This is a genomic window from Pseudomonas sp. UBA5706, assembly GCF_002419965.1.
Classification (GTDB): Bacteria; Pseudomonadota; Gammaproteobacteria; order Pseudomonadales; family Pseudomonadaceae; genus Aquipseudomonas.
Window position 1 is genome coordinate 169,476 of record NZ_DIHC01000001.1, and the last position, 13,385, is coordinate 182,860.

Sequence of the window (13,385 nt, forward strand, 5' to 3'; positions counted from 1 at the left end):
CATGTTCCCAGCCACTCACACCATCGCCGCGACAGCTGAACTTGAAGCTTTGCTCGAACAGCGCTTCGGACAACGCTCACTGATCTTCAACCAGACCCGACAGGCGATTCGCCAAGTCGGCAGCGGTCCAGCCATCGTGTTGTTGCATGGCATCGGCTCGGGTGCCGGATCGTGGCTGGAAGTGGCAATGCAGCTGAGTCAGCACGCCCGTGTAGTGGCTTGGGATGCCCCCGGTTATGGCGACTCGACGCCGCTGTCGCCGCAGGCACCCAAGGCTGAAGATTACGCGGCGCGCCTGCTGCTGACCCTCGACGCGCTAGGCATTGAAAAATGCTTATTGGTCGGCCATTCCCTGGGGGCTATCACCGCCTGCGCGTTTGCCCGCCTGCATCCGCAGCGTGTAAGCCGCCTGGTACTCATCAGCCCGGCACGCGGCTACGGCGACCCGGCGCGCGAGGTCCAGCGCCAGCAGGTGCGCAACAAACGCCTGCGCAGCCTGGAACAACTGGGCATTGCGCAAATGGCTGCCCAGCGCAGCAGCGCCATGCTCTCACCGCGTCCTTCAGTCAAGGCACTGGAGTGGGTGCGCTGGAACATGTCGCGATTGATCCCCCATGGCTATCGACAGGCCATCGAGCTGTTATGTGGCGATGACGTGCTGCGCCATTCACCGTTCACGGTGCCCTGCGAAGTGCACTGCGGCGAGGCCGATGGCATTACCGCCCCCGAAGCCTGCCGGACCTTGGCCAAGGCGCTGGGCGCAAGCTTTACCTTGATCCCTGACGCCGGGCACGCAAGCCCCATAGAACACCCCCATCTGGTAGCGGGCCGCCTGGCCTTCGCCCTCAAGCAATCACTGACAGGTGCTGTTGAATGAATGACTCTGAAACCAGAGATTCGCAGGACAAGTACATCGTGCCGGGACTGGAGCGCGGTCTTTTGCTGCTGTGCGAGTTCAGTCGCCAGAACCGCACCCTGACGGCCCCGGAACTGGCGCGTCGGTTAGAACTGCCACGCTCCACTATCTTTCGCCTGCTGACCACTCTGGAAACGATGGGCTTCGTGACTCGCACCGGCAACGAATACCGCCTGGGCATGTCGGTGCTGCGCTTGGGCTTCGAGTACCTGGCATCGCTGGAACTGACTGAACTCGGCCAGCCGCTGCTGGCACGCCTGTGCGACAAACTCAACTACCCAAGCAACCTGGTGGTGCGGGACGGTCGCTCGATTGTTTACGTCGCCAAGGTATCGCCGCCATCGGTGTTTTCAAGCGCGGTCAACGTCGGCACGCGCTTGCCGGCCCATGCAACAGTGTTGGGCCGCATTCTGCTTGAAGACCTGTCATTGAGTGAGCTGCGCGAGCTGTATCCGGAGGATCACCTGAAACAGCATTCGCACTGCACGCCAAAGACGGTGCTGGAGCTGTTCGACCTGGTACAGCACGACCGCGAACGCGGCTTCGTCAGTAGCGAAGGCTTTTTCGAGTCAGCGATTTCGACCGTCGCGGCCCCGGTCCGCGATCACAGCGGCCGTGTCGCTGCGGCACTGGGTGTCACCATCCCGACTACGCAAATCGCTCACGTCAATTTCCAGGAGCTGCTTGGCCAGGTTCGGCGCAGCGCTGACGAGCTATCTCGGCTACTCAACTACACCCCCAACCATAGCGGCCGTGTCACGGCCCTGATGAGAGATTGAAATGAGTTTTTATTCCCTTCAGGGCAGTACGGCCATCGTGACCGGTGGCTCATCAGGCATTGGCCTGGCCTGCGTCGAGCTTTTGCTGCAGGCGGGTGCCAACGTGGCGTTCTGCGGACGCAACGAACAGCGGTTGCGCAGTGCTGCAGCCGGCCTGCGCGAGCGGTTTCCTGAAGGCCGCCTGCTGGCTCAGCCATGCGACGTATTGGACGCGCAATCGGTCAAGGCGTTTGCCGCCGTCAGCCAGGAGACGTTCGGGCCGGCGCAGGTGCTGATCAACAACGCTGGCCAAGGTCGTGTATCGACCTTTGCAGACACTACAGATGAGGCCTGGGGCGAAGAGCTCAACCTCAAATTCTTTTCGGTGATTTACCCGGTGCGGGCTTTCCTGCCGCAACTGAAGACGTGCAGCAATGCGGCCATCGTCTGCGTCAATTCGCTGCTGGCCAGCCAGCCAGAACCGCACATGGTCGCCACCTCGGCTGCCCGTGCCGGGTTGAAAAACCTGGTGCGCTCGATGGCTTTCGAATTTGCCCCGGACCAGATCCGCGTCAACGGCATCCTTATCGGCCTGGTGGAGTCAGGCCAGTGGCGACGCCGCTTCGATGCCCGCCAAGAGCGCGGTCAGGATTGGGCGCAATGGACGGGCGAACTGGCGACCAAAAAACAGATTCCTTTAGCCCGCCTGGGCCTGCCCATTGAGGCAGCACAGGCCATCCTTTTTCTGGCATCCCCCCTGTCGGCCTACACCACAGGCAGCCATATCGACGTTTCCGGAGGCCTGTCCCGCCATGCGTAATGACAATCAAGTAACTGTGGGCGCTGCGATTACCGCCTTTCTCGAACAGTGCGACGTAAAAGCGGCATTCGGCGTGATCTCGATTCACAACATGCCCATCCTCGATGCCATCGCGGTGCGTGGCAACATCCGCTTTGTGATGGCCCGTGGTGAAGCTGGCGCCACCAACATGGCTGATGCCTATGCCCGCACCAGCGGCCGACTCGGGGTGTGCCTGACCTCTACCGGCACCGCCGCCGGAAATGCGGCGGGCGCGATGGTCGAAGCATTGACCGCAGGCACGCCGCTGCTGCACATCACCGGGCAGATCGAGACGCTTTATTTGGACCAGGATGTTGCCTACATCCATGAGGCGCGGGATCAACTGGCCATGCTCAAGGCCGTGTCGAAGGCAGCCTTTCGCGTGCGCAGCGTGGAAACCGCATTGAGCACCATTAAGCTGGCCGTGCAGACGGCCCTGACAGCGCCCACAGGCCCGGTCAGCGTCGAGATCCCGATCGACATTCAGTCGACTTTCATCACTCTGCCCGCTGACCTTGCCCCCCTGCAGGTGCCAGTCGCTATCCCTTCTGCCGAAGCGCTGGATCAGCTGGCAGAGCGCATGCTGCACGCCAAGCGTCCGCTGTTATGGCTCGGTGGCGGCGCGCGTCACGCAGGCAAAGCGGTCAAACGCTTGCTGGAAATGGGCGTTGGCGTGGTCACCTCGACCCAGGGCCGTGGTGTGGTCAACGAAGACGACGAGCGCTGCCTGGGGGCTTTTTCGCAGAGCCGTCTGGTTGAAACCTTCATGCAAAGCTGTGACGCGCTACTGATTGCAGGTTCGCGCTTGCGCAGCAACGAAACCTTCAAGTACACACTGAAGCTGCCCGCCAGGACCATGCGCATCGACGCCAACCCAGCCATTGAGGGCCGCAGTTACTCCAGCGACTTGTTCGTCTGCGGCGACTCGGCGTTGGCGCTGGACGGGCTGGCTGATCGCCTTGCAGGCCGCCTGCAAGCCAATCGGCAGTTTCTGGCCGAACTCAAAGAGGTTCGGGCCAAAGCCCGCGCTGCCCTGGTCGCTGATCTGGGCCCTTACTCGGTGATGGTCCAACAGCTGCAGAACCTGACCGGACGCAACTTCAGTTGGGTGCGAGATGTAACGTTGTCGAACAGTATCTGGGGCAACCGTCTGCTCAACCTGTACCACCCGCAAGCGGGCGTACACGCCTTGGGCGGCGGTATTGGCCAGGGCCTGGCAATGGGCATCGGTGCCGGTATCGCTGCCGCCGAATACGACGCACGTCGCAAAGTGTTTGTCCTGGCCGGCGATGGCGGTTTCATCCTCAACCTCGGGGAGCTTGCAACGCTGGTGCAGGAAAAGGCCAACGTGGTGATTGTGCTGATGAACGACCAGCGCTACGGCGTGATTCGTAATATCCAGGATGCCATCTACGGCGCCCGCCACGCATACGTCGAACTGCACACGCCTGATTACACCCAACTGGCCGAATCGATGGGCATCCGCCACGGCATGGTCAGCGACCTCAAGGATTTCGGCCGCATCCTGGAGAACGCCTTCAGCCAGCCAGGCCCGTTCCTGCTGGAAGTGGACATGCTGACGGTTGGCAGCTTTGCCACCCACTTCGCCGGTCCGCCAAACAGCGAAACCAAAGCCCAGAAAGCAACAGCCTGAGGATCGCGTCATGCTTCATATCACCATGATCGGCTGCGGCGCCATCGGCGTTGGCGTTCTGGAACTGCTGGAGAAAGATCCACAGCTGTGCGTCGACAGTGTCATCGCTTCCGCAGGTTCCGAAGACCTGGTGCGTCAGCGTCTGGCCAGCTTTAAACAGCCGCCGCAGGTGCTGACCGAACTGCCAGCCGATGCGCATCCGGACTTGCTGGTGGAGTGCGCAGGCCACCGGGCCATCGAACAGCACGTACTGCCTGCCCTGGAGCGCGGAATCGCCTGCCTGATCGTTTCGGTAGGCGCGCTTTCGCAGATCGGCCTGGTGGAACGTCTGGAGGCTGCCGCCTTACGTGGCAACACCCGCATCGAGCTGTTGCCTGGTGCCATTGGTGGCATCGATGCGTTGTCCGCTGCGAAGGTCGGAGGGCTGGATTCAGTGGCCTATACCGGTCGCAAGCCAGCCAGGGCGTGGAAAAACACGCCAGCAGAGCGGGTCTGCGACCTGGACACCATTAGCCAAGCCACTGTGATTTTTCAGGGCAGCGCCCGCGAAGCCGCGCGCCTTTACCCGAAGAACGCCAACGTCGCCGCGACCCTGTCTCTGGCGGGGCTGGGCCTTGACCGCACGCATGTGACGCTGATTGCCGATCCGCTGAGTGAGGAAAACGTCCATCAGTTCGAAGCACGCGGCGCATTCGGCGGTTTCGAGCTGACCTTGCGCGGCAAACCGCTGCTGGCCAATCCAAAGACCTCCGCCTTGACCGTTTACAGCGTGGTGCGCGCCCTCGGCAATCACGCCCATGCGATTTCCATCTAGGGCTACTGTTTCAGGAGAAGTCCGATGCCCCCCGAACAAACCTTACCCATCTGCGTCGCCGGCCAGTGGCGTCTGGGCCGTGGCGAGCGCTACGCCAGCTATTACCCCGCTACAGGTGAAGCAGTGGCCTGGCTCAACGCCGCCAGCCTGGATGACGTGGAAGAAGCCGTGCTAGGTGCTCACCAAGCCTTCCTGCACAGCGGCTGGGCGCAACGCAAGCCGCACGAGCGTGCCAGCGTGCTGTACCGCATCGCTCAATTGATTCGCGAGCAGCGCGAAGAGCTGGCTCAATTGCAACGCCAGGACAATGGCAAGCCGATAGGCGAAACCCGCAACCTGGTGACCAGCGCGGCAGGCACCTTCCAATTCTTCGCCGCTGCTTGCGAAACGCTGGAAGAAACCATCACCCCATCGCGTGGTGATTTCGTCACCATGAGCGTCTACGAGCCCATGGGGGTGGTCGCCGCCATTACCCCGTGGAACTCACCGATTGCCAGTGAAGCGCAAAAAGTCGCCCCTGCTCTCGCAGCCGGTAATGCAGTGGTGATCAAGCCCGCGGAGATCACTCCGTTACTGGCCCTGCAACTGGCGCGAATCTGTGAAGAAGCGGGCCTGCCCAAAGGCATGATCAGCGTACTGCCAGGTAAGGGCTCGGTACTCGGCGATGCCTTGACCCGGCATCCACTGGTCAAGCGCGTGTCGTTCACCGGCGGCACTCGTACCGGCAAACACATCGCTCATATCGCCGCCGACAAAATGATGCCGGTGTCGCTGGAACTCGGCGGCAAGTCGCCGACCATCGTGCTCGATGACGCCGATCTGGATCACGCAGTGGCCGGCGTGCTGTACGGCATCTTCAGCTCTTCGGGCGAAGCCTGCATCGCGGGTTCGCGGCTGTTCGTCGCGCGCTCGCTGTATGAACCGTTCATGCAGCGTCTGTGCGCGGCAGCCGTCACCATCAATGTCGGCAATCCGGAAGATGAAACCACGCAAATGGGCCCGCTTATCAGCGCCGCACACCGTGAGTCGGTAGAGCGCTATGTCGCGCTCGGCCTGTCGGAAGGTGGACGTCTGCGCCTGGGCGGCGAGCGTTTGCGCGGTGGCGATTACGATAAGGGCTTCTTTTTCCCACCGACCATCTTCGAAGGCCTGAGCAATGACCGGCAGGTGTGCCAGGAGGAAATCTTCGGGCCGGTATTGGTGGCCATGCCTTTCGATGATGAAGCCGATTTGGTGAACCAGGCCAACGACAGCCTCTACGCGCTCGCCGCGGGTATCTGGAGCCGCGATTACAAGCGCGCCTGGACCCTGGGCCGCAAGATTCAGGCCGGCACCGTCTGGATCAACACCTACAAGCAGTTCTCGATCTCCACGCCCTTTGGCGGCTGGCGCGACAGCGGCCTGGGCCGGGAGAAAGGCCGCCTGGGGATCTTTCAGTACATGGAACAGAAAAGCCTCTACTGGGGCATGAACGAACAGCCGTTGGCCTGGGCCAGCGAGCACCGCGAGGTAGCGCCATGAGCGTATTGGGTATTGATGAAGTCACCTACGGCGTCGAAGACCTCGATACCTGCGTGCGCTTCTTCGCCGACTGGGGCCTGAACAAGGTCAGCGAAGCGCGCGATGAAGTGATTTTCGAAACGTTGAATGGTTGCCGCGTGGTACTTGCCGCCCACGACAAGCCAGGCTTGCCCGTAGCGATCGAGAGCGGATCGACCCTGCGTGAAGTGGTCTGGGGCGTGGAAAGCGAAGCTGATCTGAAGCTTTACAGTCAACGCATCGCCAACGATCCAGGCTTCGTCGAAGGTAACGGCCGTATCGGCTGTACCGACCCCAACGGCCTGGCGATCCGTCTGCAAGTGACGCGCAAGCGCCCTCTGGACATCGAGTGCAGCGCCCACAATACCTGGCAGGTCAAGGGACGTATCAATAAGCCTGCCCCGGTGTACGAACGCGCCACGCCGATCGAAGTCGGTCACGTCGTGTTTTTCGTCACTGACGTCAACGCCTGTGAAGCTTTCTACCACTCACGCTTGGGCTTTCAAGCGTCGGATCGCTACCCGGATCGTGGAGCCTTTTTGCGCACCGCCGGCGATGGCGGCCACCACGATCTGTTCATGCTGCAACTGCCCGCCCCACGCGCTGGCCTGAACCACGTGGCGTTCACTGTCCGTGACGTTCATGAAGTATTCGGCGGCGGCATGCACGTATCGCGCAGTGGGTGGGCTACGGAAATCGGCCCGGGACGTCATCCGGTGTCCTCGGCGTTCTTCTGGTATTTCAAGAATCCGGCTGGCGCACTGGTTGAGTATTACGCCGATGAAGACCAACTGACTGCCGAGTGGCAGCCACGGGAATTCGAACCTGGCCCGACCGTGTTCGCCGAGTGGGCGATTGCCGGAGGCATCGACGGCAATACCCGACGTCAGCACAACGTCGAAGCCCCCCAAGGCAAATTCCTTACGGACAAGCCCAAACCATGACCGACACGATGCTGTTGACCGTGCTGCTCAAGCACGATCAGTCAAAGAATCTCGACGACATCCAGAGCCACATGAAGCAGGTCGACTGGTGGGAACGCTTTCCCGTAGGCGGGGTGCAAGTGGTGTCCTGGACCGTGGCCATGGGCCTTGGACAGATTGTCACGCTGCGTCTGCCGCCCGCGTTGCTGCCCAGGCTCAATGTTGAACTGGAACGCTCTGCCTGGGGTGTCTTTCGCACCGAATGCTACCCCACCTATGACTTTGTCCCGGTGCGCGAAATGATCCGCGAACGGGTTCGTAACGGAGGCCAATGAAATGAGTGAACCCTACAACGAAACCCACCAGACCCGCTCGCGCCCGGGCACACCCTTCGAAGACCTGTTGGGCGATTCCATCGAACGTGCATTCGGTGCCGGCAAGCACGACCTGCCCAGCCTGCTCGAACACCTGAACATGGCCGGACCACCTTGCCCCCTCAACAGCGGCGAATGGACTCTGGAAACGTACAGCACCCTGATGGCCAAGCTCGGCGCGTGAAACTGGGAGGATAAGAAATGAACATGCAACTGACCGTTGATCCCGTTGAAAATATTCTCGTCAAAGGCCTGAAGGACCTCTGGTTCCCGCTGCTGCCTTCAGCGCTATTGGGTGACAAACCCATATCGATTCGTCGCTTGGGCTACAAGATCGCGCTATGGCGCGACAACGACGGCAGCGTTCACGCCTTGGAAGACCACTGTCCGCACCGAGGTGCACCGTTGTCCCAAGGTCCGGTGCTGGGTGACCGCCTGCAGTGCCCGTACCACGGCGTCGAAGTTCGCCATGACGGGACCGTCACCAAGGTGCCCGGCAGCCCGGGTTGCAAGTTGGAAGGCAGCCGCCCTGCCCGCATGTTTCACGTGCGCGAAGCGGCGGGCGCGATCTTTGTCTTCAACGCCATGGATCCGCACCTGCCCAAGCCTCCTGAGCTGGTCCTCCCGGAGCAGTTGACGTCGCCCGAGTGGAGCAGCTTCCTTTGCTACACCGAATGGAAAGGCGACTACCGCTACGTCATCGACAACGTCATGGACCCGATGCACGGCACCTACCTGCACAAGATGTCGCACTCCATGAGCGAAGGCGAAGCGACCGCCAGGTTCGTGACCCGTGATACCGAACAGGGATTCATCTTCGAGAAAGAAGGCCAGCGAGGCGTCAACTTCGACTGGACAGAATTCCTCGATAACGGTTGCCACTGGCTGCGTCTGGAAATCCCTTATCCGAAGACCGGCGGCCCGGGCGGCAACTTCACCATCATCGGCAGCTACACCCCGGACAAACCGCAAATGTGCGGCGTTTTCCACTGGCGCGCACGCCCACTCACCGGCTGGCAGCGCGATACGTGGCGTTTCCTTTACAAGAATCGCCTGGAGGCACGGCACTGGGCAGTGCTGGAGCAGGATCGTGTGCTGCTGGAGTTCATGGAATTCGACGCCAACCAGCGTGAAAACCTTTATCAGCACGACCTAGGCGTCGTCCGCATCCGCCGCTACCTGAAAAGCAAGGCCAAGGAGCAGATGGCGCTGATCGAAACAAAGGCTGTTTTATGAGCAAGGTATGCACCTCCAGCACTGCAGTGCAGCGCGTCAGGGCCGCAGGCCTTGGCGAGCTCGCCACCGCCACCTGGTCCAATGCCCTGCTGATCGGTAACGAAGTGCTGATGTCCGGCATGACCGGCCATCCCGCAACGCGCCAGGCGGCTGAAACCGGCATGCCTCTGGGCGCCTACCAGCAGACACTCATCGTGCTGAACAAGGCGCGGGATCTGGTCGAAGCGGCCGGTGGGCATATCGGTAATCTGTACAGGTTGACGGTGTATGTCACCGATATCGCTGACAAGGATGAAGTCGGCCGCGCGCGCCGCGATTTCTTCGAGGGTTTTTCCGCTTACCCGACCTCAAGCCTGGTGCAGGTCAGCGCCCTGGTGTTCCCCGAACTGGTAGTGGAAATCGAGGCCAGTGCGCGGCTGGACATCGACCTGAGCGCAGCGGGGGCGCCTGTTACAACGTCTTCGGAGAAGGGCTGAATCATGTCCAACACGTCTACCATTACCGCGCTGGTCCATACCCTGCGCTATGAAGCCGAAGGCATCATGAGTGTTGAACTGCGCCCTTACGGTGACACCGTATTCGCGCCGTTCGAAGCCGGCTCGCATATTGATTTGCACCTGCCTAACGGCCTGGTGCGCAGCTACTCATTGCTGAACTCACCGACCGATGAAGGTCGTTATACCGTTGGTATTCTGCGTGACCGCAACAGCCGCGGGGGCTCGCACTGGGTGCACGGCCAATTGCGTGTCGGCATGACCCTTCAGATTTCGCCACCGCGCAATAATTTTGCCTTGGATATCCAAGCCTCCCACAGCGTGCTGGTCGCAGGCGGGATTGGCATCACGCCGATCTACTGCATGTTTCGCCAGCTACTGGCACTGGGCAAGTCCGTGGAGCTGATCTACTGCGCCCGTTCGCGTCGCGAAGCGGCCCTGGTGGAGGAACTCAGTGGCATGGACGCCAAGATGACCCTGCACTTCAACGATGAAAAGGTTGCTCCTCCAGACCTGCACCACTATCTGGCGGGGCAACCGGCCGATACGCATTTCTATTGCTGCGGCCCTACGCTGATGCTGGATGCCTTTGAAAGTACCTGCGCAAGCCTCGGTTATCCCCACGCACATATTGAACGCTTTGCGGCCACCGAAGTACCGCCTGCCGAGGATGCTCTCAACAGCTACAGTGTGGAGCTGAAAAAATCCGGCAAGACGTTGTCGATCGAGCCTGGATTGAACTTGCTGGATGTATTACTCCAGGCGGGTTGCGATATCGACTATAGCTGCCGTGAAGGCGTGTGTGGCTCTTGCGAGACGCGGGTCATTGAAGGCGACGTGGACCACCGCGACGGCGTTCTAAGTAAAGCAGAGCGCGTGGCTAATCAGTCAATGATGGTGTGCGTATCCGGCTGCAAGAGTCGGCGTTTGGTACTTGATATATAACTGTACTTCGTACCACTTTGACCGACACTTCTGTCGGTCTTTTTTTTGCACGTAGGACAAGTAATACGCTGCACGTTTAAGTTTTATTCACTTTCACAGCGACGTAAAATCGCCTTAATAATTTTCTATCCGCACCACCTTTGCACGCTGTTCGAGTGAATGTGTAACTGAGGGACACCGCGGTTTCACTGGTGGCACGACACATGTTGTTTCATATGTAATTAATTGATATCCAAGGTATTTAAATATTTTTTAAAGCTATCGACAGCTTGGCATAGTTTCTGCTCCCTCTCTAGCAGGCTCACGCGGAAGACGTGGGCCGCCTTTAAACACCACACCATAAACGTGTGCACTTCAGGAACACTTGTCCATCCAGACAAGCGTCCTTCTGCTGCCCGTTAAAACAGTTACCAAATAAAAGTCCAGGTGAAGTAACAATGAAAAAATACATCTTGGGAATGGGGTTGTTGCTGAGCACGGGAATGTGTGCCGCTGAACAGGGCCCCGATGTCACTGATACGCCGTCTCCGGCTGCGCCGCTCACGCCGAAACCGGCACCGCAGAAACCATTCCCGCACATTTCGTGGCGCAGCGACACTGGCGATGCCAGTTTTGATTTGGGAGGTGCTATCCGTACCAACTGGCGTGACGAGCATTGGGACACCACTGAAAACAATACGCGCTGGCTGTTCGATACCGTGCGCTTCGATGTCAAAGGCACTTATAAGAAAGCATTCTTCGACGTCAACTACTGGTTTTACGACCTGAACAAGCGCTCCATCGACCGCGGCTATGTCGGCTATAACCTTACCTCGCAGTCCAACCTGCAAGTCGGTCTGCCGTTCAAACCATTCGGCCTGGAACCTTATCCGCAATTCGGCTGGAGCTACCACCTCCCCTTCTTCATGGGCTACGGCGTAAGCAACGGTCTGGGAGCCAAGTACAGCTACAAAGACCCGGAATGGGACGTGCAAGTGGGCTTTTTCCCGCGCATGTCGCCGAACAGCATTCGCTACTCCGGTGAAATTTCCCGCTACGCCGACGCCAAGGGCAATGCGGTGGCGTTCACCCAGTCCCGGCAGGACAACGAAAAGCGAAACCAGGTCAATGGCCGTGTGGCTCGAACCTTCACCCATGGCGACTTCAAGGCCGAAGTGGGCGCATCGTTAGCCGCCTCCCAGCTCTATAACCAGACCACGGACGACAATGGCAGCTACTGGGCGGCCGGCCTGCATACCGTGCTGAATGAAGGGGCCTGGGGCGCTACCGCCGAGGCCATACGTTACGAATACGATCCGAGGAACCCGAACGGCGTCAGCAAGGATTCTGTCCTGATGGCTGGCAACGGCCTGACCCCGGCGTATCTGATTGCCTCAAAAGCAACCATGGCCGCACTCAACATCAGTTATGACGTCCCGACCCCGGGCCTGGGCCAGCTGAAGAAGGTCAAGTTCTACAACGACTACAGCCGGATGATGAAAGACAAGCGGGGATGGGACGACTCACAGATGTACACGGTCGGTGCACAGTTTTTCGCCATGCCGATCATGGCCTGGGTGGACCTGACCTGGGCCAGGAACGCCAACCCCTATGGCGGCGCAGAGAACGGCACCGGCTTCACCAGTACCTCATCCATCGGCAGTAACCAGTGGTACTACCGCACCAACGTGAACATCGGCTACTACTTCTAATACCTGTCGGCCACCTTGGTGCACTGTTATCTGCCAGAGCATAAAAAACAATGCCTGATCTGCCCGATGTATGGCTTGGCGTAAGCCGACGATACCTTGGGCAACAGGTTGCAGCCGTTCGAACGGCAGGCCAGGCAAGCGTACGTTATTCCTGAAGGCGTCAGTCTCGAAATCAATGAGCCGGGGGCGGATTGCAGCCTCAGGCATTCTGAAACGGCAGACCGTCGCAAGACTCACCTTGCGCTTTTAGCGCATGCCACCGACCAGACCAAGGGAACGCAGCACGTCGTCCGATTGCAAGTGGGTGAGAGGACTGACCATCTTGCCGCCCTGCTCGACCCAACCCATGAAGTTCTCGCCCGCATCCCAGCCTAGCAGGCGCTGAACTTCTTCCGGCAAGCCTTTGAGAATATCGAAAGGTACCGACAGGTACTGGTTCTCTTCCTGGCGAATGCAGCCCAGGTCGATTCCCATGGTCAGGCCCAGACGCGGCTTGTCGCTGCTGTTGGTCCCGCCCCCATGGTAGGTGGATCCGATGAACAGCAGGGCCGAGCCCACTGCCATGACCGCGTCCACGGTTTCCTCCGGTTCAGGGCGGCGCTCGTCGTCCCACTTATGGCTGCCAGGGATGACCTTGGTAGCGCCGGTCTCTTGTGTGAACTCGGTCATCGCCAGCATGATCTGCAGACGCGCCTCGCGGGCGTAGTTGGGATGGCGCCACAGGAAGCTGGTGTCGTCACGGTGCAACGGCTGCTTGCCCTGGCCCGGATGGATCTCGATGGCTTGGGTCATGCCGATTTGAATCTGCGGGGTGATGGTGGTGCGCTCGTGGCCAAACCACACCGACACCGGCTTTTGCAGAATCTTCCTGGCGGCACCGAGGTACAGCGGGTGCAGAACCACGTCGACCATCCGCGGGGCGCGTGCGAACAGCCGGCTGGCGCGGCGGGTTGAGGTGCCGACGAAAAAGTTTTCATGGCCAAAGGTCGAGGTATCCAAAGCAGTGTCGACCTGCTGCTTGAGCTCCTTGAACGCCGAACCGGTCAGAAAATCGGCAATGATCACGCCGCCATCACGTTCGATGATTTCAACCACCTGCTCGACGGACGCATCGCCTGGCAGAGTTACAAGAGAAGCTTTGGACATGATGGATTCCTTGCTGATCGGTCGCAGGATCAGCGCTGAGCAGCGCATACCGGG

14 protein-coding genes are annotated in these 13,385 nt (G+C 60.0%); 13 read left to right on the top strand and 1 reads right to left on the bottom strand.

The window, feature by feature from the left end:
* Position 1: 1 nt before the first annotated feature.
* From B3I26_RS00765 to B3I26_RS00825, 13 genes are all read left to right on the top strand, one after another.
* Positions 2-877 carry an alpha/beta fold hydrolase gene (locus B3I26_RS00765; protein WP_296254264.1) on the top strand — a complete coding sequence of 292 codons (876 nt, stop codon included), beginning with the start codon at positions 2-4 and terminating at the stop codon, positions 875-877.
* Entirely contained in the window at positions 874-1,695 is an 822-nt protein-coding gene (locus B3I26_RS00770) for an IclR family transcriptional regulator (protein WP_296254265.1), read from the top strand. The genes B3I26_RS00765 and B3I26_RS00770 overlap by 4 nt, the downstream gene beginning before the upstream one ends.
* Position 1,696: 1 nt before the next feature.
* The gene (locus tag B3I26_RS00775; protein WP_296254266.1) at positions 1,697-2,494 is read left to right on the top strand and encodes an SDR family oxidoreductase; all 798 of its coding nucleotides are present in this window, start codon (positions 1,697-1,699) and stop codon (positions 2,492-2,494) included.
* Entirely contained in the window at positions 2,487-4,169 is a 1,683-nt protein-coding gene (locus B3I26_RS00780; protein WP_296254267.1) for a thiamine pyrophosphate-binding protein, read from the top strand. Before B3I26_RS00775 ends, B3I26_RS00780 begins: the two co-directional genes overlap by 8 nt.
* Before the next feature lie 10 nt (positions 4,170-4,179).
* The gene (locus B3I26_RS00785; protein ID WP_296254268.1) at positions 4,180-4,983 is read left to right on the top strand and encodes an aspartate dehydrogenase; all 804 of its coding nucleotides are present in this window, start codon (positions 4,180-4,182) and stop codon (positions 4,981-4,983) included.
* A 24-nt stretch (positions 4,984-5,007) separates the two neighbouring features.
* Positions 5,008-6,504, top strand: a complete 1,497-nt coding sequence (locus B3I26_RS00790; protein ID WP_296254269.1) for an aldehyde dehydrogenase — start codon at positions 5,008-5,010, stop codon at positions 6,502-6,504.
* Positions 6,501-7,466, top strand: coding sequence for a VOC family protein (locus tag B3I26_RS00795; RefSeq protein WP_296254270.1), 966 nt, complete (start codon positions 6,501-6,503; stop codon positions 7,464-7,466). The genes B3I26_RS00790 and B3I26_RS00795 overlap by 4 nt, the downstream gene beginning before the upstream one ends.
* Positions 7,463-7,780: a hypothetical protein gene (locus B3I26_RS00800; RefSeq protein ID WP_296254271.1), complete on the top strand. Its 318-nt coding sequence runs from the start codon at positions 7,463-7,465 to the stop codon at positions 7,778-7,780. Before B3I26_RS00795 ends, B3I26_RS00800 begins: the two co-directional genes overlap by 4 nt.
* Before the next feature lies 1 nt (position 7,781).
* Positions 7,782-8,003 carry a recombinase-like helix-turn-helix domain-containing protein gene (locus tag B3I26_RS00805; protein ID WP_296254272.1) on the top strand — a complete coding sequence of 74 codons (222 nt, stop codon included), beginning with the start codon at positions 7,782-7,784 and terminating at the stop codon, positions 8,001-8,003.
* A 17-nt stretch (positions 8,004-8,020) separates the two neighbouring features.
* The gene (locus tag B3I26_RS00810) at positions 8,021-9,055 is read left to right on the top strand and encodes an aromatic ring-hydroxylating oxygenase subunit alpha (protein WP_296254273.1); all 1,035 of its coding nucleotides are present in this window, start codon (positions 8,021-8,023) and stop codon (positions 9,053-9,055) included.
* A complete protein-coding gene (locus B3I26_RS00815; RefSeq protein ID WP_296254274.1) occupies positions 9,052-9,531 on the top strand; it encodes a RidA family protein in 480 nt (159 codons plus the stop codon). The genes B3I26_RS00810 and B3I26_RS00815 overlap by 4 nt, the downstream gene beginning before the upstream one ends.
* Before the next feature lie 3 nt (positions 9,532-9,534).
* On the top strand, positions 9,535-10,494 hold the full coding sequence (locus tag B3I26_RS00820) for a PDR/VanB family oxidoreductase (protein WP_296254275.1): 960 nt from the start codon (positions 9,535-9,537) through the stop codon (positions 10,492-10,494).
* A 437-nt stretch (positions 10,495-10,931) separates the two neighbouring features.
* The gene (locus tag B3I26_RS00825; protein ID WP_296254276.1) at positions 10,932-12,185 is read left to right on the top strand and encodes a hypothetical protein; all 1,254 of its coding nucleotides are present in this window, start codon (positions 10,932-10,934) and stop codon (positions 12,183-12,185) included.
* Positions 12,186-12,431: 246 nt separating this feature from the next.
* On the opposite strand, the gene B3I26_RS00830 is transcribed toward B3I26_RS00825, so the two are convergent.
* Entirely contained in the window at positions 12,432-13,331 is a 900-nt protein-coding gene (locus tag B3I26_RS00830) for a phytanoyl-CoA dioxygenase family protein (protein WP_296254277.1), read from the bottom strand.
* Positions 13,332-13,385 lie beyond the last annotated feature (54 nt).